The 24,072-nt window shown below is 70.2% G+C and carries 23 protein-coding genes; 16 read left to right on the top strand and 7 right to left on the bottom strand.

Annotated elements, in window-relative coordinates:
- Window positions 1–78: 78 nt before the first annotated feature.
- The 5 genes from OH804_RS07345 to OH804_RS07325 all read left to right on the top strand — a co-directional run bounded on the left by OH804_RS07345 (window position 79) and on the right by OH804_RS07325 (window position 5,328).
- Window positions 79–1,068 carry a BtrH N-terminal domain-containing protein gene (locus OH804_RS07345; protein WP_406063752.1) on the top strand — a complete coding sequence of 330 codons (990 nt, stop codon included), beginning with the start codon at window positions 79–81 and terminating at the stop codon, window positions 1,066–1,068.
- Between the two features lie 132 nt (window positions 1,069–1,200).
- Window positions 1,201–1,692, top strand: coding sequence for a sigma-70 family RNA polymerase sigma factor (locus OH804_RS07340; RefSeq protein WP_307788752.1), 492 nt, complete (start codon window positions 1,201–1,203; stop codon window positions 1,690–1,692).
- Between the two features lie 14 nt (window positions 1,693–1,706).
- Entirely contained in the window at window positions 1,707–2,549 is an 843-nt protein-coding gene (locus tag OH804_RS07335; RefSeq protein ID WP_196923842.1) for a hypothetical protein, read from the top strand.
- 47 nt (window positions 2,550–2,596) lie between these two features.
- Window positions 2,597–2,950 (top strand): VOC family protein, encoded by a 354-nt coding sequence (locus OH804_RS07330; protein WP_406063750.1) that lies wholly within the window; start codon window positions 2,597–2,599, stop codon window positions 2,948–2,950.
- A 227-nt stretch (window positions 2,951–3,177) separates the two neighbouring features.
- Window positions 3,178–5,328, top strand: a complete 2,151-nt coding sequence (locus OH804_RS07325; protein WP_406066470.1) for a ThuA domain-containing protein — start codon at window positions 3,178–3,180, stop codon at window positions 5,326–5,328.
- Between the two features lie 11 nt (window positions 5,329–5,339).
- On the opposite strand, the gene OH804_RS07320 is transcribed toward OH804_RS07325, so the two are convergent.
- The gene (locus OH804_RS07320) at window positions 5,340–5,816 is read right to left on the bottom strand and encodes an Rrf2 family transcriptional regulator (protein ID WP_231392704.1); all 477 of its coding nucleotides are present in this window, start codon (window positions 5,814–5,816) and stop codon (window positions 5,340–5,342) included.
- A 110-nt stretch (window positions 5,817–5,926) separates the two neighbouring features.
- Between OH804_RS07320 and OH804_RS07315 the strand changes: the two genes are divergently transcribed.
- Window positions 5,927–6,394 carry a cupin domain-containing protein gene (locus OH804_RS07315; protein WP_406063748.1) on the top strand — a complete coding sequence of 156 codons (468 nt, stop codon included), beginning with the start codon at window positions 5,927–5,929 and terminating at the stop codon, window positions 6,392–6,394.
- 96 nt (window positions 6,395–6,490) lie between these two features.
- Here OH804_RS07315 and OH804_RS07310 read toward each other — a convergent pair whose 3' ends face one another.
- The gene (locus tag OH804_RS07310) at window positions 6,491–8,965 is read right to left on the bottom strand and encodes a M14 family metallopeptidase (RefSeq protein WP_406063746.1); all 2,475 of its coding nucleotides are present in this window, start codon (window positions 8,963–8,965) and stop codon (window positions 6,491–6,493) included.
- A 231-nt stretch (window positions 8,966–9,196) separates the two neighbouring features.
- Between OH804_RS07310 and OH804_RS07305 the strand changes: the two genes are divergently transcribed.
- From OH804_RS07305 to OH804_RS07285, 5 genes are all read left to right on the top strand, one after another.
- Entirely contained in the window at window positions 9,197–10,216 is a 1,020-nt protein-coding gene (locus OH804_RS07305) for a hypothetical protein (RefSeq protein ID WP_406063744.1), read from the top strand.
- On the top strand, window positions 10,213–10,740 hold the full coding sequence (locus OH804_RS07300; protein WP_406063742.1) for a hypothetical protein: 528 nt from the start codon (window positions 10,213–10,215) through the stop codon (window positions 10,738–10,740). The genes OH804_RS07305 and OH804_RS07300 overlap by 4 nt, the downstream gene beginning before the upstream one ends.
- Entirely contained in the window at window positions 10,737–11,276 is a 540-nt protein-coding gene (locus tag OH804_RS07295) for a hypothetical protein (protein WP_406063740.1), read from the top strand. The genes OH804_RS07300 and OH804_RS07295 overlap by 4 nt, the downstream gene beginning before the upstream one ends.
- Window positions 11,277–11,431: 155 nt before the next feature.
- Entirely contained in the window at window positions 11,432–11,620 is a 189-nt protein-coding gene (locus OH804_RS07290) for a hypothetical protein (RefSeq protein ID WP_406063738.1), read from the top strand.
- A 314-nt stretch (window positions 11,621–11,934) separates the two neighbouring features.
- Window positions 11,935–12,417: a DUF2809 domain-containing protein gene (locus OH804_RS07285; protein WP_406063736.1), complete on the top strand. Its 483-nt coding sequence runs from the start codon at window positions 11,935–11,937 to the stop codon at window positions 12,415–12,417.
- Here the strand turns inward: OH804_RS07285 and OH804_RS07280 are convergent.
- Both OH804_RS07280 and OH804_RS07275 read right to left on the bottom strand, forming a co-directional pair.
- A complete protein-coding gene (locus OH804_RS07280) occupies window positions 12,345–13,298 on the bottom strand; it encodes a cyclase family protein (protein ID WP_406063734.1) in 954 nt (317 codons plus the stop codon). The genes OH804_RS07285 and OH804_RS07280 overlap by 73 nt on opposite strands.
- A gap of 98 nt (window positions 13,299–13,396) precedes the next feature.
- Window positions 13,397–13,624, bottom strand: coding sequence for a hypothetical protein (locus OH804_RS07275; RefSeq protein ID WP_406063732.1), 228 nt, complete (start codon window positions 13,622–13,624; stop codon window positions 13,397–13,399).
- A gap of 188 nt (window positions 13,625–13,812) precedes the next feature.
- Between OH804_RS07275 and OH804_RS07270 the strand changes: the two genes are divergently transcribed.
- Window positions 13,813–15,000 (top strand): amidohydrolase family protein, encoded by a 1,188-nt coding sequence (locus OH804_RS07270; protein ID WP_406063730.1) that lies wholly within the window; start codon window positions 13,813–13,815, stop codon window positions 14,998–15,000.
- A 13-nt stretch (window positions 15,001–15,013) separates the two neighbouring features.
- Here the strand turns inward: OH804_RS07270 and OH804_RS07265 are convergent, their stop codons facing one another.
- Entirely contained in the window at window positions 15,014–15,448 is a 435-nt protein-coding gene (locus OH804_RS07265; protein WP_406063728.1) for a glutaredoxin domain-containing protein, read from the bottom strand.
- A 259-nt stretch (window positions 15,449–15,707) separates the two neighbouring features.
- Between OH804_RS07265 and OH804_RS07260 the strand changes: the two genes are divergently transcribed.
- The 3 genes from OH804_RS07260 (at window position 15,708) to OH804_RS07250 (ending at window position 19,528) form a co-directional block, all read left to right on the top strand.
- Window positions 15,708–17,222: a family 43 glycosylhydrolase gene (locus tag OH804_RS07260; RefSeq protein ID WP_406063726.1), complete on the top strand. Its 1,515-nt coding sequence runs from the start codon at window positions 15,708–15,710 to the stop codon at window positions 17,220–17,222.
- A gap of 8 nt (window positions 17,223–17,230) precedes the next feature.
- Complete coding sequence (locus tag OH804_RS07255; RefSeq protein WP_406063724.1) at window positions 17,231–18,889, top strand: RICIN domain-containing protein; 1,659 nt, start codon at window positions 17,231–17,233, stop codon at window positions 18,887–18,889.
- A 117-nt stretch (window positions 18,890–19,006) separates the two neighbouring features.
- Window positions 19,007–19,528, top strand: a complete 522-nt coding sequence (locus tag OH804_RS07250) for a hypothetical protein (protein WP_406063722.1) — start codon at window positions 19,007–19,009, stop codon at window positions 19,526–19,528.
- Window positions 19,529–19,577: 49 nt separating this feature from the next.
- On the opposite strand, the gene OH804_RS07245 is transcribed toward OH804_RS07250, so the two are convergent.
- Complete coding sequence (locus tag OH804_RS07245) at window positions 19,578–20,840, bottom strand: prolyl oligopeptidase family serine peptidase (protein WP_406063720.1); 1,263 nt, start codon at window positions 20,838–20,840, stop codon at window positions 19,578–19,580.
- Window positions 20,841–21,004: 164 nt separating this feature from the next.
- Window positions 21,005–21,604: a hypothetical protein gene (locus OH804_RS07240; RefSeq protein ID WP_406063718.1), complete on the bottom strand. Its 600-nt coding sequence runs from the start codon at window positions 21,602–21,604 to the stop codon at window positions 21,005–21,007.
- Between the two features lie 144 nt (window positions 21,605–21,748).
- On the opposite strand from OH804_RS07240, the gene OH804_RS07235 reads away from it, so the two are divergent.
- Window positions 21,749–24,034, top strand: coding sequence for an ATP-binding protein (locus OH804_RS07235; protein WP_406063716.1), 2,286 nt, complete (start codon window positions 21,749–21,751; stop codon window positions 24,032–24,034).
- The last annotated feature ends 38 nt before the right edge of the window (window positions 24,035–24,072 follow it).

Raw genomic sequence — 24,072 nt, 5'->3', positions numbered from 1 at the left:
CCACTACCTGCTAGGCCCGGCAGTCTAGTCGGCAGACCGTCTGGCCGGCCCGCCCGAACACCCAGATCAGGAAGCCGGATGATCATCGAGAATGTCGCGTTCCCCGCCGGTCAGCACTGTGAGACCACCACCCTCGGTGCCCTTTTGCGCCACGAGGGCCTGGACCTGTCCGAGCCCATGCTGTTCGGCCTCGGCGAAGGTCTGGGCTTCGTCTACTGGGATGCCAGGAGCATGGACTTTCCGTTCCTCGGTGGCCGTACCAAGCCGACCACGATCACCCGGACCGTGGCCGACCGGCTGGGCCTGACATTGCAGATCCAGGAGACCGCATCACCCGCCAAGGCGTGGCGGAACGTCGCCGCCTCCCTCGCCGCCGGACGCCCGGTCGGCCTGCAACTGGACTCCTACCACCTGGACTACTTCACCACGAAGGTCCACTTCGGGGGCCACTTCGTGGCCATGTACGGCTACGACGACACCCACGCCTACCTGATCGACACGGCTCAGCAGGGCGGCGCGGTGACGACCACACTGACGAGCCTGGCGCAGGCCCGCAACGAACGCGGTCCGATGACCGCCCGCCACCTCTCCTACACCGTCGCCAGCCCGACCGGCCAGCCGGACCTGGGCACCGCCATCCGGGCCAGCATCCGCAGCAACGCCGACACCTTTCTCAACCCGCCCATCGCCAACCTCGGCCACCGGGGCATCGCCAAGGCGGCCCGGCAGGTCACCCGGTGGCTGGACCGCTCCCGCGACCCGTCACGCGACCTGCCGCTCGCCGCGACGCTGATGGAACACGGCGGAACCGGCGGCGCCCTGTTCCGCGCCATGTACCGCGACTTCCTCGCCGAGTGCGCCACGATCGTCGACAACGGCGACCTCCGCCTGGCTCACCAGATGTACGCCGAGATCGCCCCGATGTGGACCGAGGTCTCCCACCACATCGCGCTAGCCGGACAGACCTGCGACCCGGACCATCTCACCCACGCCTCGGCGATCCTCAGCGAACTCGCCGACCGGGAACGCCAGGCGATGCAGATCCTGGCCGGCATCCGCACCGACTGACCGCCTCCAGATCCTCCGCGGCAATGACAGCCGACCGGCGTGCAACCCCCGGGCGGGAGGGCCGCGTCGTACGGCCGTGAGAGTCAGCGCAGAGAACAGACCCGTGATGGTCGCCGGAGAGGACAGAACCCGGTGAGGCGGGCCGACGAGACCGACTTCCACGACTTCGTCGCGCGCCGGATGGATCGCTGGCGACGCAGCGCGTTCCTGCTCTGCCAGGACTGGCACACCGCCGACGACGTCGTGTCGGTGACCGTGGCGAAGCTCTACCGGAACTGGCGCACGGCGGGTCGGGCGGACAACCGGGACGCGTACGCCCAGCGGGTCCTGACCCGCGCCTGGCTCGATGAGCGGCGCCGGCCCTGGAAGCGGCGGGAACAGGCGAGCGCGACGCTGCCGGACGTGGCCGCGGCGGCCCCGGAGACGGTCACCGACCGCGAAGGACTCGCCGCGCTGCTGCGTTCCCTCGGCCCGAAGCAGCGGGCAGTGCTCGTGCTCCGCTTTTACCTGGACTGCTCGGTGGAGGAAACCGCGCAGATCCTCGGCATCTCCACCGGCACCGTCAAGAGTCAGTCGGCCCGCGGGCTGGCGAACCTGCGCGCCGTCGTCACCGGCCACTCCTGAGGAAGAGGCAGCAGATGGGTCACCAGTTGTTCGATGAGTTGATCGGGACGCCTCCGCCTCCCCAGGTGGACGTGGAGGGCATCGTCCGGCGCGAGCGGCGCGCGAGCCGTGCCCGGCTGGCCGGCGGTCCGCTGGCCGCTGTCCTGGCGCTGGCGGTCGGCGTCGGCATCGCCGTACACGATCAGGAGCCGGCTCGGTCGCTGGCCGCGCCCTCCCCCACCGCCGTGGGCACCGGCTTCCGCCTGGTCTTCGACACCGACGAGAGCGCCGAGGCCAGCGCGAAGCGCCTCGGCGCGGAGTTCGATGCCGCGCTGAGTGCGGTGGCGCCCGGGTCGACGTGGTTCTGGATCCCCAACCACGTGGGCGAGGCACGCCAGCCGGACGGGCGGCCGCCCGTGTTCACCCACAACGGCCGGGACGACATGGTCGACGGCGGATCCGGCCTGTCGTATCGGGGCCGGAAGGGTCCGCTGGGAGTGTCGATCTACCCCGACGTCCTCGAACCGGGACCGACCGGCCAGCCCGTCGATCCTTCGGCGCCCGACGGGCCCGCCGGATTCCACTGGCCGTGCGAGCTGCCGGAGGGCGCGGGAGACAACCGCTACCACCGCGTCTGCGTGGCCGGGACGACCCCCGGGGGCCTCCGGATGAAGACCGAGACGCTGACCGGGAAGCGGACCGCGAGCCTGCAGCACATCGTCTCGATCCAACTGCCGGGCAACCGGGCGCTCAGCGCGAGTGTCAGCAACATGGTGGGGGTCGACGAGCGGGCAGTCGCCGCGCAGCCGGAGCCACCGCTCTCCGCCGAGCAGCTCAGGGCCGTCGCGGTACGGGTCGCCGAGCGGATCAGGGCCTGAGGGTCGGGATAATCAGGAGCTATCGATCGCCTGAGCTGGAGGTCTCCATGCGCGTCGTCCGCATTCTGCCCAACCTTCCGGTGGCTGACGTCAGCGCCGCGAAGGGCTTCTACACCGACTTTCTCGGTTTGAGCACCGAGGCGTTCAACCTGGGTTGGGTGGCCCGCTACACCTCGTCCGACCCCGACGTGGCCGTGCAGCTCGTCTCCGGCGACGCCACCGCACCCGAGGATTCGGTGATCAGCGTGCAGGTGGACGACGTGGACGGCGCCTATGCCGAGGCACAGCGGCTCGGCTACGAGATTGTGCACCCGCTGACGACCGAGCCGTGGGGCGTGCGGAGGTTCTTCGTCCGCGCCCCGGACGGCAACGTCATCAACGTGGCTGCTCACCGCTCCTGAAGCGGTGCTGACAATTCCGAGGGATTGACCCTCACCGAAGCCCGATGTTAACTGCACATCAGCGATGTGGATCGATGTTCATCCGGTAGCCGTCAACCCGGCACGGTGGCACCGCTCCGCGTCGTCTCGACATCGCCCTCGTTTCGGCGGACGTGGGCACACCGGGGCACTTCCCGGGGTGCGAGACCTGCATCCGCGACGATCCAGAGGAGATCGTGTCGATGAAGATGAAGATGACGCCGCCGCTACGAATCGCGCTCGCTGTTCTGCTCGCCGGTGGCGTCGTCGCCGTCGGACCGGCTGGACCAGTGACCGCGGCACGCACGGCATCGACTGCGGCCGAGGCCGCACCGCTGGGCAAGGTCCTGGTCTTCTCCAAGACCGCCGGCTTCCGGCACTCCTCCATCCCGAACGGCGTCGCCGCCATCCAGCAACTCGGCGCGGCGAACGGCTTCACCGTCACCGCCACCGAGGACGCGGCGACCTTCACCACTGCCAACCTCGCGCAATACCAGGCGGTGGTCTTCCTCAGCACCACCGGCGACGTGCTCAACTCCGCCCAGCAGGGCGCGTTCGAGGCGTACGTGGCCGCCGGTGGTGGCTTCGTCGGAGTGCACGCCGCCGCCGACACCGAGTACGACTGGCAGTGGTACGGCGGGCTGGTCGGCGCCTACTTCGCCTCGCATCCGGCCACCCAGCAGGCGACAGTGCGAGCCGAGGACCGGGCCAACGCCTCGACCGCGCACCTGCCGTCGACCTGGACCCGCACCGACGAGTGGTACAACTACCGGGCCAACCCCCGCTCGGCGGTCAAGGTGCTGGCCAGCCTCGACGAGTCGTCGTACTCCGGTGGGTCGATGGGCGGCGATCACCCGATCACCTGGTGCCACAGCTACGGCGGCGGACGCTCCTGGTACACCGGCCTCGGCCACACCGCGCAGAGCTACACCGACCCGAACTTCACCCGGATGCTGCTCGGCGGCATCCAGGTGGCGGCCGGGGCGGTGGCGGCCGACTGCCGGCCGGAGCCCGGCTACACCCCGCTGTTCGACGGCACCCAGGCCAGCCTCGGGCAGTGGCGGCAGGCGGGGCCGGGCGGCTTCACGCTGACCGACGGCACCCTCACGTCGAATGGCGGCATGGGGTTGCTCTGGTACCCGGTGCGCACCTTCGCCAACTACTCGCTCAAGGTCGACTGGATGATGCCGGGCGACGACAACGGCGGGGTCTTCATCGGCTTCCCCGATCCGCAGGGCGACCCCTGGGCCCCGGTCGCCGCCGGTCACGAGATCCAGATCGACGCCACCGACGGCGACCCGACGCGCACCACCGGCAGCGTCTACAGCTTCCAGGCACCTGACCAGGCCGCCCGCGCTGCGGCGCTCAAGCCACCCGGCTCCTGGAACACCTACGAGATCGGCGTGCACGGCCAGCGGGTCGAGATCTGGCTCAACGGGGTCAAGGTCAACGACTACGTCAGCAGCCGGGCGATCGCCAACGGCTACATCGGGTTGCAGAACGACGGCGCCGGAATGGACATCAACTACCGCAACGTACGGATCAAGGCCGACGGCCCGAGTGAGCCACCCGCCACCGACCTGGCCCGGGGCCGGCCGGTGACGGCGTCCAGCGTCGAGCCGGGCAGCGTGCACGTGGCGGGCAACGCCGTGGACGGCAACACGACCACCCGCTGGGGCAGCGCGTACGCCGACCCGCAGTGGATCACCGTCGACCTGGGCGCCACGTACGCGATCAACCGGGTGCGGTTGGCCTGGGAGACGGCCCACGCGCGGGCGTACCAGGTGCAGGTCTCGCCGGACAACGTCACCTGGTCACCGGTGCACGCCACGACCACCGGAGACGGCGGCGTCGACGACCTCACGGTCACCGGCACCGGTCGTTACCTGCGGGTGTACGGCACCCAACGCGCCACCCAGTGGGGTTACTCGCTGTGGGACCTGAACGTCTACGGCACCGCCGCCGGCGGCACCCTGCTCTCCCGGGGCCGGCCGGTCACCGCGTCCAGCGTGGAGCCGGGCAGCACACACGTGGCCGGCAACGCCGTGGACGGCAACGCCACGACCCGCTGGGGCAGCGCGTACGCCGACCCGCAGTGGATCGCGGTGGACCTCGGCGCGTCCCGCACCCTCGACCGGGTCCGGCTGACCTGGGAGGCGGCGTACGCGCGGGCGTACCAGATCCAGGTCTCTCCGGACAACGTCACCTGGACGCCGGTGCACACCACGACCACTGGCGACGGCGGTGTGGACGACATCGCCATCTCGGCCACCGGTCGCTACCTGCGCGTCCAGGGCACCCAGCGGGCCCTGCCGGCGTACGGCTACTCGCTGTGGAAGCTGGAGGTCCACGGCAGCTGAGCGTGCGCCGGCTAGCGCAGTTCCGCGATCCTGGCCCGGGTGTCGGCCGGGGCCTCGGGGTGCCCGCGTTCGACGTCGGCCCGGACGTCGGCGACGGTCCTGCCGGCCAACTCTCGCCGCCAGGCCAGGTCGGCACCCCGCATGGCCTGGGCGAACGCGCAGGACTGTCGATAGTCGACACCCGTGTGCTCGCCCGGGCCCTTGCGGAGGATCTGGTCGCACTGGAACAGCTCCTCCGGGCCCTCGATCGCGGCCACGATGTCCAGGAGTGAGATCGCCGCCGGGGTCCGGGCCAGTTGGAAGCCTCCGCGCGGCCCCGAGGTCGAGGTGAGGATCCCGGCCCGGGCCAGGGCCTGGAGCTGCTTGTTCAGGTACGCCGGCGGCAGCTCGTAGAACGCCGCGAGGGTGCTGGTCGGCACCGGGGCGTCCAGCCAGCTCAGATTGAGGCACGTGTGGAGGGCCCATTCGACGCCCTGACTCATCCGCATATTCCTGGACTCTACCTGTCCAGGATTTGTGACGATCACCATGATCGCTGGCGGCGACAGATCCTGGACATCTAATGTCTAGGAATCGACGGACGACGAAGGAGCCGACAATGACTTTGGTACGCGCAGCCCAGGCCGAGGTTCTCGACAGCGACCCGGCCAGCGTGATCACACTGCTCCTCGACCCCGAGCACACCGGCGGCGCCCTGACCAGCAACCGCACAGTGCTCAAGCACGGCACTGACGGTGCGCCCCCGCACCTGCACATCCACTCCGGTGAGCTGTTCTTCGTGCTCGACGGCGCCCTCGAGATGCTCGTCGACGACGAACTGCACACCCTTCACCAGGGAGACGCGCTCTTCGTCCCGCCGAACACCCCGCACGCCTTCGCCCCCGTCGACGGCCGGGACGCCGACTTCCTCGTCGTGATCACCCCCGGAAAGCCCCGGTTCGACTACTACCGACTGCTCGACAAGGTGCACCGGGGCGAAGCCACCTGGCAGGACGTCGGCGAAACCCAGGACCGCTACGACAACCACTACGTGGACAGCCCGTTGTGGGCCGGCCGACGAGGCTGACCGGCGCGACCTGCCCGGGCAGCGGTGACCGCGGACGACAGTTGCCCCGTCGGCGCGGGCGACCGCACCGACGGGGCAACGACTGTCGGACTGGCGCTACCTCTTGGCGATCCTGATCGTCGCGGTGCGGTAGTTGTTGCGCCTGTCGTTCTTCGTCGGGTCGTAGTTCTTCTCGATGTTGCCGGCGCTGTCGACCGAGAACCAGTGGAACGTCGTCGTCTCGGTCACGTGGAACACCTGCCCCGGCTCACGGAACTCCGTCGCCGCGTAGCGGGGTGACTCGAGCGTGGGTCGGCTGCCGTCGGTCGTGTAGTAGATGGTGGCCGGCTCGCTGGTCTCGAAGTGCACGTCGACAGGCCCGGAGTAGCGCCCCGCGCCCGGGACCAGCTGCGATGTCGGGTCCTTCTTGTCCCTGCCCCAGTCCGCCGCGACCCGGAACATCTCCATGATCCCGTTGGCGTACTCCATCGTCTCGGCGTGACCACTGACAAGCTCGGGGTTGCCGTCCCACTCCGGCTGGAACGAACCGCCCTGCCAGTCACCGGTAGCCGGGTTGTAGACGGAGCCGCCGACCTCCCAGCCGAACGCGTAGATCCCGTAGGTGTGGTACAGGTCCTCGCGTACGTTGCCCGCCGAGGAGTAGAGGACGTCGGACGAGCCGCCGACGTTCTCCGGCGTGACGACGGTTTCCCGGTGCGCCTTGACCTGCGACAGGATCCGGGCGGCGGACTGCCAGTAGAACGCCTCGTCACCCAGCGGCGGGCGCGGCGTGGTGATCCGGCCGTCCGCGATGTAGGCGCCGGGCTGCCAGAAGAGCTGACCGCCGTTGGAGTGCACCGACATCATGAACTTGATGTTCTTGTACTTCTCGACCAGCCAGACGATGTTCTTCGCCTCGGGCTCGGACAGCTCCTCCGGGCCCTGGTAGGTGTCGCTGACGCAACTGGTCGACGCACCCGCGTAGCCGTCGTGCCCCGACCCGACCCGGTAGTTCCGGTTCAAGTCCACGCCCCACGAGTTGCGTCGACCCGGATCGGCGTTGGCGTCCGGGCAGTGGTTGGTCAGGTTCCGGCGCTGGGAGGCGAAGTTGTAGAAGCTGTAGTTCGCCCCGTCGGGGTTGTTCGACAGGATGAAGAAGACGTCGGTGTTCTCGACGATCTTCTTCGTCTCCCGGTCGGACCGGTAGTTGTGCACCAGACGTTCGGCGGACTCCAGGCTCGTCGTCGCCGGCACCCACTCGCGGGCGTGGTCCTGCGCCTGGATGAGGACACCAGGCTTCTTACCGTCACGGTGCTTGCCGATCCGCAGGACCGGGATCGTGGCCGGGCCACGCGGCACCTCCCCCGCTGGTGCGCCGACCCGCTTCTGGTCGAGGAAGTCGGTCAGCGCGACCGGCCCGGCCGTCGGTGCGACGATGCCGGTGCCCTCGTTGGTGCGGTACGGGTGCGCACGGTCGATGAGCCCCGCCGAGCGGGTCCGCAGCGCCTCGGCCACCTCGGCGGCCGTGCTCGTCGGCGCACCCGAGGCGTCAGTGGCGAGCAGGACACGGACCGCCGTGCCGGTGACCTCCACCGCCAGCGGGAGATCCGGGTCGGGGCGGTCCACGAAGTCCACAGTGATGTCGTTGCCGCCCTGGTGACCCCACGCCGCCGAGGTGACGACCACCGCCGCCTGCCCGGTGCCGCCGATCTGGGCCTGTGCCTTGCGTTGGTACCCGTTCGTCTGGTTCGGCAGGTAGACGATCTCGGCGATGTCCGGGTACTGGCGGGCGATCTCCTTGGCGCGGCTGTAGAGCTGCTGCGGATGCCGGTAGCCGTCCACGAAGTCCGACTTGTAGGACGGGTTCGCCGTCAGCGGCGGCGGGGCGTCCTCCAACCAGTTGGAGACGACGCCGGTCGTGACGCCACCGGTGGAGCTCGTCACCTGGATCTTGCTGGGGCGCACGTCGAGCTTGAACAGGTTCCGGTGGAACATGTATTGCCCGGAGTCGACGAACCGGCTCATCGTCCGGGCGAAGCCGAACGGCGTGCCCTTCCCCGAGTCGTTCTCCACCTGCATCCCGACGATCGGGTCCGCCTGTTGCCCCTCGGTGGTCCGCGCCTCGACGTAGAGGAAGCCCTGCCCCTTTGTGGTGAACCAGTCCGCGCGGACGACCCGTACCGTCGCCTCGTGGTTCGCCGGCTGGACCGTCCGCGCGCTGGCCACGCCGATGCCGCCGTCGGCCTCGTCGCTCCAGGCGAAGCCGGCGTCGTCGCCGAGCACCTCGACGCCCATCGCCGTGAGTTCGGTGACCTGCTCGGCGCTCACCACCGCCTCGCCCTCGATGCCGTTCGGCACGCGCCGGAGGCCGTGCTCCAGGTCGAAGCCGGCCGCGGCCACCTTGTCCAGCATGTCGGCGCCGGTCAGCCGGATGTGGACGAGGCGTACCGATTCACGATCCTCGGGTTGGGATCGGCTGGCGGCGGCTGACGACTCCGTGGGATCCGCGCCCGCGGGGCCGGTCGTCACGAGGACGCTGCCCACCAGGGTGGACAGTGCGAGAAGCGCGATACGCCGTTGATGACGCCGCATATCCCCTCCTTCTGCTTACGACGGGTGATTGCCGGCGGGCCGGGTCCGGTGAGCGTATGTGCGATCAGCGCCGCAGCGGTTCACGTCGATCGAATTTGAGCATTCCTTGAGGCGACCGCCGCCGATCCCGCTCCGCGCGTCCGTCCCCCGGTCGACCCGTCCCTCGGCGGAGGGAGCCCTTCCCCATCTGTCGGGGAGGAGAGCTGACCCGCAGCCAGCGATCGTTGGTCCATGGCTGTCGTCGAGAAACCGAGCCGTACCAGACCGTGGGCGCTGGCGTGCGTCGTGTTCGTCGCCGCCGCGGTGGCGCAGCGGCTGTACTGGATCGCGGGTGGCCGGTGGGGATACACCGCCTGCGATCGCACCGAACTTGTCGATCCGGCCGGCGGGTGCGGCGCGGACCAGGTCGTGACGGTGCCGTTCTGGTCGGGGTGGGGAGCGCTGGGAGTCGGCGTCGGCCTCGCGGTGGTGCTCGGCTGCACGGTCCGGTTTCCCGGCAAGTGGGCGACCGTCGGTAGCTGGGCTGCGGCCGCGCTGCTCCTGGTGGTCGCGTTCCCGCTGCACCTGGTCTTCGAGGTCCCGGCGGCGCTGGCGGGTCGGCCCTCGGACTGGCGTGACCTCGGAGCCCGGCTCGTACTGGTGGCCGGTGGCGTCCTGTTCGCCGGGCTCGCGAATGCATCCGGGCCCCGGCGCGGACCGGTCGCCGCCGGCTACCGACCAGTGCCACGGTGGACACGCCGCTGGGCGTACGTCGCCGTCGCGCTGCCCGTGGTCGGCTGGGCCGTGCCCCACGCGCTGTGGGTGCTCGGCGTGCCGGTCGGCATCTCCGAGCGGGCACTGAACGACATCGAGCGGGACCTCTCCACGCCGACGGGGGTGGCGATCACGCTCGTTCCGCCGGTCGCCGGCCTGCTCGTTCTCGGGCTGGTACAGCGGTGGGGGCAGCAGTTTCCGCACTGGGTGCCGGGACTCCACGGTCGACAGGTGCCCCGACGGCTGGCGGTGATCCCGGCCGGCGTGGTGGCGCTCACGCTGGTCACCTACGGCGTGCTGAGCATCGCGGTGCTCGTCGGCGAACTACTCGCAGGTGACACCCGCTGGTCCGACGTGTGGGACGGATGGGCCGTCACCGCCACGCTGCTGGTCTTCCTCGGCTGGGGAGTGTCGTTGGTCGTCACCACCACCGGCTACGCCCTCACCACCTCGGCCAAGACCTCCATGACCGACCTTCCAGGATCGGAGCACCCATGAGCACCACCGACACTGCCCGCGTCTCGACCGCCGCCCCGCCACGGTGGGCGGTCTGGGCCGCCTACGCCGTACCCATCTGCGTCCTGCCGTCCGCACTCTGGCGACTGTCGTTGGTGTTCACCGACGAGGCGGTCACACAGTGGTACATGATCTTCCTGTCCGCGCTGTCGATGGGACTGGCCCTGTTGACGCTCGGACTGGTGCACAGGTGGGGACAGCGATTTCCGCACTGGTTACCCCGCGTCGGAGGCCGCCGCGTCCCCACGCGTCCGGTCGTGCGCGTCGCGCTGATCGGCGGCTGGTCGCTCGTCGCCATCTGCGTCTACTTCCTCCTGAACCAGAGGTTCCACCTCGTGCAGAGCACCTGGGTAGGCATCGGCGACGACGAACCGGTGCACCCGGCTCCCGGCTGGGAGGTGCTCCGCTACTACGCCCCGATGCTCGGGTGGGGACCGCTCGTCATCGCCGTGGCGGCCGACTACGGCCGGCGCGCAGCCATAGTTCGAAGAATGGAGAAGCCATGACAATCCGCAGGTTGCTTGTCGCCATGCTCGCCGGGGTCGTGACGGTGGTCGGTGCCCCGGCATCGGCGCGGGCCGACGACCAGGACCCACCCGAGGTGCCGGCCACGCCGGGCGCGTGGATCGCCGGCGTCGGCGGCTTCGTCTACGACGAGCCCGGCTTGGTCGATCATCAGATCCGGTTCGGCGTCCTGGGCTGGGTCGACCGCCACGGGACAGGCCACGGCGTGTTCCGATTCCGGCACGCGTGGCCCGACGGGAGCGTGGCGAGCGAGGGACACGCCGAGGTGACGTGCGTCAGCGTGGTGGGCGACACCGCACTGGTAACCGCTGTCGTCCCGGAAGGCGGCAGCCCAATGGTCAACCACGTCTTCGCGATCAAGATCATTGACGGCGGTCCGGGTCGAGCCGACCAGATCGAAACGCTCCAGGCCGGCGGCGATCCGAACAGACCCGCCAAGCGGTACTGCATCGACACCGCCCCGTACAACCTCGTTCGCTACCCGGTCCGACCCGGCGGCTACGCGTTCGGGTCGTAACGGTTCCGCCAGGATCGCCCCTGCGGGAGCGGGGCGTCCGGTCCTATCCTTGCGCGGCGTCGTACGCCGATCTCACTGTCGCGCAGTGGAACGACCTCGCCGACGGGGCTGCGCGCCGCCTCTCCGAGGAGATCGCCGACCGGCACGGTCTGACCGTGCCGGTCGGCCTTCAGGACACGGTGTACGCGGGGCGGTCGCACCGGGTGGCGTTGTTCGAGCGGGACGGGATGCGGTTCGCGCTGGTGCCCGGCGGCCGACCCACGCTCGGTCACGACGCGGTCCGTTTCCGGCCCACCCCTCACCAGCTGGCAGCTACGCCGACAGCGCCGAGGAGTACGGCCTGAGGGCACAGCTGGACGGCGTGAGCCAGTCGGCACGCCCCGCGAGACCAACCTGTGGGGTTTGACGATCGGGCAAGATCCGTACAGGCACGAGGCAACCATCGAGCGCACTACCGTGTGCGGCGGCAGCACCACCTGCAGCGGCAGCGGCTTCTTCTTGGGGTGGCTTGCCCTCGCGACCGCCTACCGGGACAAGGATTTCGGCCAGTGGCCCGCCTCTGACGACGGGTAACGCCGACGAGATCCTGACCCGACCCGCCGTGGAACTGAGCTGAGCGGCGCGAACCACGGCCGACCGGGGCCCGTACCGTGGTGCGGTGGCTACCACGGCGAGAACACCGATCACGGCCCGTACGGTGCGGATGCTCATGTCGGTGGCGGCACTGCTGTTCCTGGGCCTCGCCCTGCTGATCCGCGCCATTGACGACGGGGCGCTTCGGCAGTACTCCGGCACCGCGCTGTACGCGTCGATGGTCTGGGCAATGGTGCTGTTCCTGTGGCCGCGGGTGGCGCCGGCACCGGCCGGAGTTCTCGCCATCGCCTTCTGCTGGGTGGTCGAACTCGCGCAGCTGACCGGGGTGCCAGCCGACCTGTCGGCGCGGAGCGTGGCCGCGAGGCTGGCGCTGGGTGTGCAGTTCGATCCCGTTGACCTGGCCTGGTATCCGGCCGGCGTGGTTCCCCTGATGGTGCTGCACCACCTGGTACGCGCTCGGCACCGCCGCAACGGTCAGAACGTGGCGATCGGGTTGACCGGGCTGCCGGACGTGCCGGAGAAGCGGACCGGTGCGACCGCCAGCTGAAAGTCCCACTGGCCGAGCTCGGCAGCCGTCGTCGCGCACGCCTCCAGGTCGCAGTTGTCGAGCATCCACAGACCCATCGCGACGAGACTCACGGCGTGGACCGGCATCAACACGTCGTCGTACCCCGACGGTTGAACGTCCTGGGGCGTGTCAGCGCCGATCAGCGCCACGCCCCGTTCGTGCAGCCACGGCAGGCAGGACGCGTGCCAGCCGGCCTGCGTGAAGCCGCTGGCCGCACCGTTCTCGTGCCGGAAACGGCTATAGCCGGTCCGCAGGAGTACCGCGTCGCCGGGTCGAACCTGCACACCCTGGCGACGCTCGGCCTCCACGAGATCGTCGGGATACACGCCCTCCCCCGGCTCCAGCCACGGCACACCGCGGGCCGCCGCGACGTCCAGCAGGACACCACGCGTGACGATCCCGGTCGCGGCCGCCGTGACAGCCGCCCATGCCGAGCCCGTCGCGGCGTCGACAAACGAGTGCGACCGCCCGTTGTACATCGTGCCGTCCCAGTAGATGTGGCACGGCGAGTCGAGGTGGGTGATGGTGTTGCCGTGGTACGAGATGCCGAGCCGCTCGGACGAGAAGCCCCAGCGCCGGTCGGCGTGGAAGGCGGGCGGCATGTTCTCCGCACCCGGCATGTCGGCGGTGCACGGGCACGTCGTCGTCGACCGCTCCATGTCTGCCGGTGCGGCGACCTCCCACGCGCAGGACACACTCCTGCCGTGCCGCACGGCCCGCGCCGCCGCGAGCCGGACATCGTCGGTGATGTGGTTCAGCGTTCCGCGCTCGTCGTCGTCGCCCCACCGCCCCCAGTTCGACAGCGTGTCGAAGTACCCGAGCACGTCGTCCTGGGTCGGCATCGGTCGTCCTGCCGTCATGTCAGCACCGACTCCTCTGGTCACGCGGTTCGAGGCACCGCCGGTCAGGGTAGCCCGCCGCTTGATCGACGGGTGATCGCAGGCAGCGCAGGTCTGTTCTACTCACTGAACTCGGTCACGGAGAGCGCCTCGTTCAGCCGACCGGCGGCGAGGTCGTCGTGGCGGATGACAAAACTGCCGTAGTAGAACTCGTCGCCCAGGGAGAACCGGGCGAGCGACACCCATTCGCTCGTCAGCTGGTGCTGCTCCTTCTCCAGCTGGGAGTACCACCGCGCCACCGGGATGACGCTGAGCATGATGCCATCGAGGTACGACGAGAGGAACACCCTTCGACCCGCAGGAATGTCTCGGCAGGCCGTTAACCCGGCAGGGGACGAGATATCGCTCTGGCGGGGGAGGCTGTGCGCCGTGCGGTGGTGCGATGGTCAGGCCATGACCGGTGGCCGGCAGTGGCGGGAAGGTCGCGGGCGTCGGTGCTGGCAGTTGTGGCCGAGCGGGGCGGGTTGGAGTGACGATGACGAAGCGTGCTGTCCGGGTGGCGCGGATGTTCGACGGCGAACGGCTCGTGGACGGCGGGGTGCTGGTCCTGCTCGACGAGGGGCGCATCGCCGAGGTTCACCTGGGTAACGCCGAGGCGCCGGAAGGCTGGTCGGTGCGCGAGGAGCCGAACGGCACGCTGCTGCCCGGCCTGGTCGACGCGCACGTGCACCTGTGCGCCGACGCCGGGCCCGACGCGCTCGGCCGGCTCGCCGATCGTCCCGAGTCGGACCTCGACGGGGTCGTCGAGGCATCACTGCGTACGCACCTGGCGGCCGGCGTCACGACGGTCCGGGACCTGGGCGACCGGCGTGACGCGGTGCTCCGTTGGCGGGATCGGGGGGTGCGTCACGACCTTCCGACGGTGGTGGGGTCGGGCGCACCGCTCACCAGCGTCGGCGGGCACTGCTGGTCGCTGGGGGGTGAGGCGAGCGGTGTCGACGGGCTCCGCGAGGCCGTACGTCTGCGGGCGGCGGTCGGCGCCGATCTGGTGAAGGTCATGGCCAGCGGCGGGGTGTTCACCCCGGGCACCGACACCACGAGACCGCAGTTCACCGACGAGGAGCTGACCGCCGCGCTGACGCAGGCCCACGATCTGGGCCTGCCGGTGACCGCCCACGCGCACGCGGTCAGCGCGGTCGAGCAGGCGCTGCGCGTCGGTGTGGACGGCATCGAGCACTGCACCTGCGTCACCGCGGCCGGCGCCCGTGTTCCCCCAGAGCTCGCGGATCGACTGGCCGCGTCCGGGGTGGCGGTCTGTGCCACGCTCGGCACCGACCCGGCCGTGGTCACGCCAGCGGAGGTGGTGGAGATGGCGGCGCGGGCCGGGCTCAGCGAGGCCGCGCTGCGGGACGGCGTTGCCACAATGCACCGGGCCGGGGTCCGCCTGGTGGCCGGTTCGGACGCGGGCCTCGGCCCCGCGAAGCCGCACGGGATCCTGCCCGAGACGCTCGTCGAGTACGTGGTCTGCGGCATGTCCGCCACCGCCGCCCTCGCCGCGGCGACTTCGGTCGGCGCCGAGGTGTGTGGCCTGGGGCGACGCAAGGGCCGCGTCCGCCCCGGGTTCGACGCCGACCTGCTGATCGTGGACGGCGATCCGACGAGCGACATCACTCTGCTGCGCCGTCCGCTCGCGGTGTACCTCGCCGGTGACCTCGTGAGATGAGGGTCTCGCCGGGTCAGGACGCGCGGAGCTGCTCGCGGAACCAGGCCCGGTCGGGGTTGACGACAGCCCGATCGCCGAGCACGACGGTGGGCACCGTCTCGTTGCCGTCGGCCACCGCCCGAACGGCGGCGGCAGCGGCCGGGTCGCGCCAGATGTCGACCCAGTGCGCCCGCCGGGCGAGCCGGCCAAGGGAGAACCGGAGCCGCAGGCAGTAGTGACAGCCGGGACGCCAGTAGACGATCGGCCGGCCGTCCACCGCGCTGGCCCGTTGCGCCTCGTAGGCGCCCATCGAGCGGGGAAAGGCCCACGGCGACAGCAGCAGCGCCAACGCCAGGAAGACCAACAACTCGACGCCGCCGACGACGGGCAGACCGGCCGTCAGTTGCGTCACCGCCACCAGCACGCCGAACGCCGCCATCAGGATCGCCGGAACCCACCGTCGAAGCACGTCGAGGACCCTACCTCCAGGTACGCGATGCCCGCTGTTCCGGCCAGGTGAGCGACCGCCAGACCTTGACAGATATCGATGTTAACGCCAACATGAACTCCGCCACCTGGTGGCAACGCCACCGTCACATTCCCAGCCCTTCGCGCCTCTCCCCCGGCCCTGCCCGACGTCGCCGCGCGGCGTCGACCGGCTCGGCTACGGCGTCGCCGCGGTGCTACAGGTGCTGGTCAATGGCCGTTCCCAATCCCGCGGAGGACAGATGCCGCTGCCATCCCCTCGAACCGACCCGAACACCCGCCGAGCCATCCGCCGGGAGCCCGCCGGCCGCAGCGGCTCCCGGTGTCTCCGGTCGGTGCTGGCCGCGGTGCTGGTGGTCCTCGCCGTGTCGGCCGGCCTGCCCGTGGCCGGGCCGGCGCAGGCTGCACCGTCCGTGAACTACACCAACCCGTTGGTGAACCAGCGGGCCGACCCGCACATCTTCCGGCACACCGACGGCTACTACTACCTGACCGCGACGGTGCCGCAGTACGACCGGATCGTGCTGCGCCGGGCCACCACACTGCAGGGTTTGGCGACGGCTGCGGAGACGACGATCTGGAACCGCCACACCAGCGGAGAGATGGGCGCCCACATCTGGGCGCCGGAGATCCATTTCATCAACAACCGCTGGTACGTCTACTTCGCAGCGGGCCGCACCGACGACGTGTGGCGGATCCGGATGTACGTGCTGGAGAACGCCAACGCCAATCCGCTGACCGGTTCGTGGACGGAACGCGGCCGCATCACCACACCCTGGGACACCTTCAGCCTGGACGCCTCGACCTTCGTCGCCAACGGGGTGCGCTATCTGACCTGGGCACAGCAGGAGCCTTCGATCGGAAACAACTCCAACGTCTATCTCGCCCGGATGGGTGCCAACCCGTGGCAGATCACCGGCACGGTGACCCGGCTGGTCGTGCCGACGTACGACTGGGAGACCCGCGGCTACCGGGTGGCCGAGGGCCCGGCGGTGATCCAACGCAACGGCCGGATCTTCCTGACCTACTCGGCCAGCGCCACTGACGCCAACTACTGCCTCGGGATGCTGAGCGCCTCCGCCACCGCGAACCTGCTCGACGCCGCCTCCTGGAGCAAGAGCCCCAGCCCGGTGTTCGCCAGCAACGCGGCCACCAGCCAGTACGGCCCCGGCCACAACTCGTTCACCGTCTCCGAAGACGGGCAAAGCGACATCCTCGTCTACCACGACCGGAACTACCGCGACATCACCGGCGACCCGCTCAACGACCCGAACCGACGCACGCGGCTGCAGAAGGTGTACTGGAACGCCGACGGCACGCCGAACTTCGGCATCCCGGTGCCCGACGGGGCCACACCGGTGCGGCTGCGCTCACATGACCAGGCCAGCAGCTACATCCGGCACTACGACTACCGGGCGCGGATCGAGCCGAACGTGGCCAACCTGGCCGACTCCCAGTTCCGCATCGTCACCGGCCTCGCCGGCGGCGGATCGGTGTCGCTGGAGTCGACAAACTTCCCCGGTTACTACCTACGCCACCGGGGCTACGCGCTGTACGTGGAAAAGAACGACGGCTCGGCGCTCTTCGGCGGCGACGCGAGCTTCCGTCGCCAAGCCGGCCTCGCCGACAGCGCGGGGATCTCCCTGGAGTCGCAGAACTTCCCGGGCCGCCACGTGCGCCACCGTGACGGACTGCTCTACATCGAGGCGGTCGGTTCGAGCGCCGAGCGCGCCTCGGCCACCTTCCACCTGGAGTAGGAGGAGCCATGCCCTTCACCATCACGAGAAGACCGTTCGGCCGCGGGTCGATCCGTCGCGGCCGGCGTACCGCAGTGGTGCTCGCCATGATCACCATGCTGGTCGGCGCGGCCGGTGCCGTTCTCATCAGCGCACCGCCGGCAGCGGCGGCGAGCATCGACACCAACGCCTACTACGTCCTGGTCAACCGGAACAGCGGCAAGGTCCTCGACGTCCGGGACACCTCGACGGCGGACGGCGCGGTGATCCAGCAGTGGTCCCGTAACGACGGCGCGTGGCAACAGTTCCAGTTCGTCTCCTCCGGCAGCGGCTACTACCGCCTCAAGGCCCGGCACAGCGGCAAGGTCGTCGACCTCTGGGAGTGGAACACCGCCGACGGCGCCGAGTACCGCCAGTGGTCCGATGTCAACGGCATTAACCAGCAGTTCCAGGTTCTCGACTCCGACGGCGGCCATGTCCGTCTGATCAACCGCCACTCCGCGAAGGCACTTGAGGTCTGGGAGCGGTCCACTGCCGACGGCGGCCGGATCAGCCAGTACGCCGACCTCAACGGGACCAACCAGCAGTGGCAACTGATCGCGGTCGGAGGTGGCAGCACACCGCCGACCACCGGCTGTGGCAGCGGGTCGACCAACGCCGAGGCGGTACTGAGCGGGAGCACCTGGACGGCCCGCAACGGCTCGTCGACTGTCTACTCGGGTTCGGACATGCTGTCGGCGATGCAGGCGGCGGTCAACTCGCTCTCGGCGGGGCGTACGTCGAAGCAGCGGGTGGTGGTGCGCGGCTCGGGCTCGGTGAGCGCCGGCTCGCGGTTGTCGCTGCCGTCGTACACGGCCCTGGCCGTGTGCGGCACGATCAACGTGACCGGGTCCGGCTCGGGTGACCAGGCACCGGTGTACTCCCGGGGAACCACTGACGTCGAGGTGCAGAACCTCACGCTGACCGGTTCGCCGTTGTACGGGATCTTCATGCGCAACGTGAACAACCTGACCCTCGGGCAGATCGACATGCGGCTCTCGGCCGGTCTGGGCGTCCGCATCGACAACCATGGTGGGGATCGGGCGGTCAAGGTGCGCAACATCCGCATCGACACCGTGTACGTGTCGGGGACCGGCACCCACGGGGTGGAGACGTACGGCGTGGATGGTCTGACGATCGGCACGGTCACGGCGCGCAACACCCGGGACTCCGGCCTGCTGCTCAACGACACGATCAACGCCACGATCGGCACTGTCGACGCGCAGGGCGCCGGGGCGGGCACCGGGTACGCGGCGTTCCGGATGGCCAACCGCAACGGCCGGGTGGGCAACTCGTACCCGACAAACATCCGGGTCGGAACCGTGCTCGCGTCCGGCGGTGGCCGAGGGATCTTCTGCGTGTCCGAGTCCGGTGGCGCGGTGATCGACCGGGTGACGATCTCGAACACGGGGAACAACGCGATCCTGGTGGAGAACTGCTACAACGTGGTCATCGCCGGGGTGTCGGGGACGGTGACGGGCGGTGGTGAGGTGAGGATCGCGGCCCGGACCGAGTTCCCGATCTCCTCCGGCATCCGGTTCCAGAATCTGACAGTCAGCGGCACCAACATCACCCAGAGCCCCTGCGGTGGCGCGAACAACACGATCAGCAACGTCACCCGGGTCAACTCGACACTGACCTGGTGTTGACCCGCGCAGGAGCGGCCGCTCGGGTTCGAGTGGCCGCTCCTGCGCCGGATCGTGGTGCTTCGGCCCGGACCGGTCGCGGGGTTTCGTCGGCCGGCGCTTCCGGGTAGCGGATGGCCCATGAACCGCAACCTCGTCAAGGCTCTGCAGGTCGCGTGGGAGCTGCCGGAGTTCCGCTCTGGAGTGCGACACGTCGTCGATCTTGAGGAGATCGCGGGGCTGCTGGCCACCCTGTCCGTTCCGGACCATGACCACGAGGTGGAGCGCAGCCTGCTGAGCCTGCTGCGGTCCGCCCTGGACACTGTCGAGATCCGGGAGGCGGTGTTGCTGCTGCTGGAGCGCGACGAGGTACGCAGGCCGCTCGTTGCGGCGGCGGTGGAGCCGCTGGCGGACCGGCCGGGTCAGGCTGCCGCCATCGCGTCGGCGGCCGAGGATCCGGCGGTGCGGCGTGAGGTGCGGGCGGTGCTGGCCAGCGCCAAGGTGCGCGAGCTGATCTGGCAGGCGATCGAGAACCAGCTGAGCGACAACCGGTTCGGCCTGATCCGTCGGGCAGCGGTGCTGTTCGTGTGGCACCCGCGTGTCCGGCGCCTCACGTGGGCGGTGCGCCGGCACGGCGTGTTGCGCGAGCTACGCCGCAAGTAGTCCGTGCCGGCCGGCGGCGCGGCACTCTTCGACCTGCCCGGAGGGCAGATCACCGACGACGGCGGGCCATCCACTGCCAGATGTGGGTGCCGTTGAGGCTCGGGTCGTTGCGGGCGACGTAGATCCAGGACCAGTGGCCGGGGAACTGGTAGCCGTTCCAGACGACGTGGTCGTACAGGGTGATCAGGGATCCAGGGATGAGGTCATGGGCGTGGATCGTGTTGGTCTCGGGTGGCACTGTGTCGTCGTCGCGTGAGGTGACCAGCCAGGTCGGGGTCCGAATCTTCGCCAACTCGGCGTCGGTGATCAGCGGCGGGCCCTCCCCGCTGAGCGGCTCGACGACACCGCAGATCGGCACCGACGCGGCGAAAAGGTCGGGATAGGTGGTGGTCATCTCCAGGGACATGTAGCCGCCGTTGCTGCAACCGACCACGTAGATCCGGTCGGGGTCGACCCGCTTGCGGCGGACGAGGTCCTGAATGATCTCGCGGATCAGCGGGGCGAACCGTGGGCCGTCCTCCATCCAGTAGGAGGTGCTCTGCGGAGCGACGACGTACGCGCCGGAGAAGATCCGCTGAGCCTGCGGGGTGGCGAAGCCGAGCGCACCCCGGTTGGCCCGCAGCGTGGTCTCGTTGTCGTAGTAGTCGTCCGGCAGCGAGGCACCCTCGCCGCCACCGTGCAGCCAGACGATCAGCGGCCGCCGGCCGTGCCGGGGCGAGTGGTCGGGCGAGTACAGCCGGTACTTCATACCCGAGCCCGAGACGTGGTAGCTGAAGGCGTCCACCTCGGGGTTCGACAGCCCTGCCTGCACGAAGCGGGTGATGGTGATCGGCGCGCCGCGGCGCCCGACGATGGGGGTGTTCTGCGTGATGGTGTAGACGAGGTCCAGCCGGACGTTGCGGCCCCTGCTCAGGATGTAGCCGAGGGTGCCACCGCCGGGTTGACCCTCGGCGTGGCTCAAGTCCAGCACGATGTTTCCGTGCCGGTCGAGCCGGGCCGCGGTCACCGTGCGGTCCAGGTCGTACTCGCTGAAGATCTGGTCCCCGGGAGCGATCGGGATCGGGCTGGTGGCCCTGGCGTGCACGCTGAACGTGCCGGGGGTCAGCCCGGCCGGGTCGATCGGCCCGAGCCGGCCGGTGTCGAGGGTGACCGAGGTGACCTGCTCACCGCCGTCGAGCGTTCTGGCGTCGAGGGTGAAGCTCACGCTGGTGGGCTGGTGACCGTCGGCGTGGGCGGCGACGCCGGGCAGAGCCAGGCCGATGGCGGCACCGGCCCCACCGGCCAGAACGGTGCGACGAGTGACAGACGACATGCGGGCCCCCGTACCTTGCGATGTAGACCTTCGTCGATGGCATCTCAACGTAACGTGGTGGTGATCCGCTGGCAACCGATGCCGGCACGGGTGATCAGGGCGCCCCACGAGCCACCGGGGAGACGCCCTGATCGATCATGCGCGCAACGCCGTCCCCGACACCGTCAGCTCAGTCGCTCGAACACGGAGAACGGGTAGACCCAGGCGGGGTTGAACATCAGGCCCAGCCGGTGCAGGTACCGCTGACAGGTGCTCGGCTGCGCCGGGTCGGGGCAGAAGGTCACCCACAGCTCGGAGTACCCGTCCTTCTCGGTCGGGCTGTAGGTGACGATCTGGTCGCGCACGACGAACCGCATCGAGGTCAGTCGAGGGTCCTGCACGTCGTTGGGGAAGGAGAGGGACGTGTCCAGGCCGTACAGCACGATCTCGTTGGAGAACAGGCAGACGCTCGCCTGGAAGTACAACTCGTAGATGGTGGTGTAGGTGGCTGTCTCGTAGACCTGCTCGGAGACCTCCTCGCGGTAGCAGGGGGTGCCCGGCGGAAACGCGGGCGGCGTGGGCACCGGGATCGCGTTGGTCGTGATGTCACCGGTGGTGCGGGCCGAACCGCCCGACGACGTCGCCCGCAGGCCGCCGTCGGCGCAGGACGCCTTCGTCTTGCAGATGGCCGCGTCGGGCGCCGCCGACGCGGCCACCGCCGGGACGGTGAGCGTCGCCGCGAGCACGGTCAGGGCCAGGACCAGAGACTTGAGATGTACGGACACATGACCTCCAATGGTTCGATCAGTGCGCTCTGCACCCGAGCAGGATCGCCGACCGGGCCGAGCCTCTGGCCGGGATTCCGTACACCGCCGTACACTGACGGACGTCGATTGCCAACGGGGGGCGGGACACTGGACGCTGCGGGGGTGCGAACGTCCGACGACCTTGCCGGGTTGTTGCGGGCGTTGCGACGCAGGCACGCACGCCAACAGGGTGACGGTGAGCTGACCTATCGCGAGTTGGCCGCCCGCACCGGCTGGTCGCACACCGCGATCGCGGAATACCTCACCGGGAAGACGCTGCCGCCCACCGACCGGCTCGACGCTCTGGTCCGGCTCCTCGGTGCCACGCCGGCCGAGCAGGGCGCGCTGGCCACCGCCCGGGACCGGATCGAGGAGAGCCGCCGTCGCACGCCGCGCCCAACCGACCGGCTGGTGCCCCGGCAGTTGCCCGCCGACGTGGCCAGCCTCGCCGGCCGCGACGACGAGTTGGCCCTTCTCGACAAGCTCGTCGCCGCGCCCACCGCCGTCGTGGTCGCCGCCATCTCGGGCACCGCCGGGGTGGGCAAGACCTCCCTGGCCGTGCACCGGGCGCACCGCGTCGCGGACCAGTTCGACGACGGTCAGCTCTACGTGAACCTGCGCGGCTTCGACCCGCGCGGGCAGGCGCTGACTGCGACGAAGGCGCTCCACGGCTTCCTGGACGCGCTCGGGGTGCCGGCCGCCCGGGTGCCCGCCGACCTCGACGCCCAGGCCGCGCTGTACCGCAGCGCGCTGGCCCGCAAACGGGTCCTCATCGTGCTGGACAACGCCCGCGACGCCGAACAGGTCCGTCCGCTGCTGCCCGGCACACCCACCACCGTGGTGCTGGTGACGAGCCGCAACCAGCTCACCTCTCTGGTCAGCCTCGACAGCGCGCACCCGATCCCGCTCGGCCTGCTCAGCCGCGACGCGGCCGGTCGTCTGCTCACCGGTCGGCTCGGCGCCGAACGGGTGGCCGCCGAGCCGGAGGCCGCCGAGGCGATCATCGCCGCCTGCGCCCGGCTACCGCTGGCGTTGAGCATCGCCGCCGCCAGGGTCCAGCAGTCCGGCTTCCCGCTGGCCACCCTCGCGACCGAGCTGGGGACGGCCGGTCGGCGGTTCGGCGTCCTGGACGCGGGTGACGCGGTCGGCGAGGTACGGGCGGTGTTCTCCTGGTCGTACACCGCCCTCACCCCGCCGGCGGCCGGCCTGTTCCGGCTGCTGGGCCTGCACCCCGGCCCGGACATCACGGTGGCCGCGGCGGCGAGCCTGGCCGGTCTTCCGGCGGACGGCACCCGCCGGTCACTGACCGAGCTGACCCGTGCGAACCTGCTCGCCGAGTACCGGCCCGGCCGGTTCACGGCGCACGACCTGTTGCGGGCGTACGCCGCCGAACTCAGCGACAGCACCGATCCCGAGCCGGACCGCAGGGCCGCCACGACAAGGCTTCTCGACCACTACACCCACACCACCCACGCCGCCGACGCCCTGCTGCGCCCGCACAGCGACCCGGTCGACCACCTCATCACCCCGCCCGCAGCCGGTGTGCGTCCTGAGCGGCCCACCACCCACGCGGAGGCGATGGCCTGGTTGACCGCCGAGCATCCGGTCCTGCTCGCCGCGCTCCGCCAGGCCGCCGGTGCGGGATTCGACGCGCACACCTGGCGGTTGGGTCGGGCCCTCGACACGTTCCTGGACCGGCAGGGGCACTGGCAGGACCGCGTCGAGACCTGCCGCTCGGCCCTGCTCGCCGCCGAGCGTCTCGGCGACCCGGTCGCACAGGCGGTCGCGCACCGATTCCTCGCCGGCGCCCACACCGTGGTCAACCGGTACGCCGACGCGCTGGGCCACCTCGAACGGGCCCTCGACCTGTACGTCCGCGCTGGTGACGCCGAGGGCGAGGCGCGTACGCACCAGAACCTCGCCTCGTTGTGGGACCGGCAGGGCGAGCCACGGAAGGCCCTTGAGCACTCGAAGCGGACCCTCGCGCTGGCCGAGGCCGCCGGCCATCGCCGGGCCCAGGCCGACGCGCTCAACGCGGTCGGCTGGTGCCATGCCCAGCTCGGCGAGCACCTCGCCGCGTTGGCGTACTGCGAGCAGGCCCTCGCACTCCTCCAACAGCTCGACGACCGCGCCGGCGAGCCCGCCACCTGGGACAGCCTCGGCTTCGCGCACCACCACCTCGGCCAGTACGGCCGGGCCGTGGAGCTCTACCAGCGCACGCTTGAGCTGACCCGCGACCTCGGCGACCTCTGGGGTGAGGCGGACACCCTCAGCCGGCTCGGTGACACCCGCCACGCCCTCGGCGACCCCACCTCCGGTCGGGCCGACTGGCAGCGGGCACTGGACATCTTCACGGCTCTCAACCACCCGGACGCCACCGCCGTCCGCGCGAAACTCCAGCTCCCCTGATCGAGACCATCGCCAGTAACCGGCCACCCGGGTCGTAC

This window comes from Micromonospora sp. NBC_00860, assembly GCF_045207375.1.
GTDB classification, from domain to species: domain Bacteria; phylum Actinomycetota; class Actinomycetes; order Mycobacteriales; family Micromonosporaceae; genus Micromonospora; species Micromonospora vinacea.
The sequence above is the reverse complement of the archived record's forward strand: the minus strand, read 5'-3'. Positions and strand labels throughout refer to the sequence as shown.

Excerpts from the sequence above, each read along its gene's own strand:
- OH804_RS07345 (WP_406063752.1), top strand. The coding sequence starts at position 79 with ATGATCATCGAGAATGTCGCGTTCCCCGCCGGTCAGCACTGTGAGACC.
- OH804_RS07335 (WP_196923842.1), top strand. The coding sequence starts at position 1,707 with ATGGGTCACCAGTTGTTCGATGAGTTGATCGGGACGCCTCCGCCTCCC.
- OH804_RS07330 (WP_406063750.1), top strand. The coding sequence starts at position 2,597 with ATGCGCGTCGTCCGCATTCTGCCCAACCTTCCGGTGGCTGACGTCAGC.
- OH804_RS07325 (WP_406066470.1), top strand. The coding sequence starts at position 3,178 with ATGAAGATGACGCCGCCGCTACGAATCGCGCTCGCTGTTCTGCTCGCC.
- OH804_RS07320 (WP_231392704.1), bottom strand. The coding sequence starts at position 5,816 with ATGCGGATGAGTCAGGGCGTCGAATGGGCCCTCCACACGTGCCTCAAT.
- OH804_RS07315 (WP_406063748.1), top strand. The coding sequence starts at position 5,927 with ATGACTTTGGTACGCGCAGCCCAGGCCGAGGTTCTCGACAGCGACCCG.
- OH804_RS07310 (WP_406063746.1), bottom strand. The coding sequence starts at position 8,965 with ATGCGGCGTCATCAACGGCGTATCGCGCTTCTCGCACTGTCCACCCTG.
- OH804_RS07305 (WP_406063744.1), top strand. The coding sequence starts at position 9,197 with ATGGCTGTCGTCGAGAAACCGAGCCGTACCAGACCGTGGGCGCTGGCG.
- OH804_RS07300 (WP_406063742.1), top strand. The coding sequence starts at position 10,213 with ATGAGCACCACCGACACTGCCCGCGTCTCGACCGCCGCCCCGCCACGG.
- OH804_RS07295 (WP_406063740.1), top strand. The coding sequence starts at position 10,737 with ATGACAATCCGCAGGTTGCTTGTCGCCATGCTCGCCGGGGTCGTGACG.
- OH804_RS07280 (WP_406063734.1), bottom strand. The coding sequence starts at position 13,298 with ATGACGGCAGGACGACCGATGCCGACCCAGGACGACGTGCTCGGGTAC.
- OH804_RS07270 (WP_406063730.1), top strand. The coding sequence starts at position 13,813 with ATGACGAAGCGTGCTGTCCGGGTGGCGCGGATGTTCGACGGCGAACGG.
- OH804_RS07260 (WP_406063726.1), top strand. The coding sequence starts at position 15,708 with ATGCCGCTGCCATCCCCTCGAACCGACCCGAACACCCGCCGAGCCATC.
- OH804_RS07255 (WP_406063724.1), top strand. The coding sequence starts at position 17,231 with ATGCCCTTCACCATCACGAGAAGACCGTTCGGCCGCGGGTCGATCCGT.
- OH804_RS07250 (WP_406063722.1), top strand. The coding sequence starts at position 19,007 with ATGAACCGCAACCTCGTCAAGGCTCTGCAGGTCGCGTGGGAGCTGCCG.
- OH804_RS07245 (WP_406063720.1), bottom strand. The coding sequence starts at position 20,840 with ATGTCGTCTGTCACTCGTCGCACCGTTCTGGCCGGTGGGGCCGGTGCC.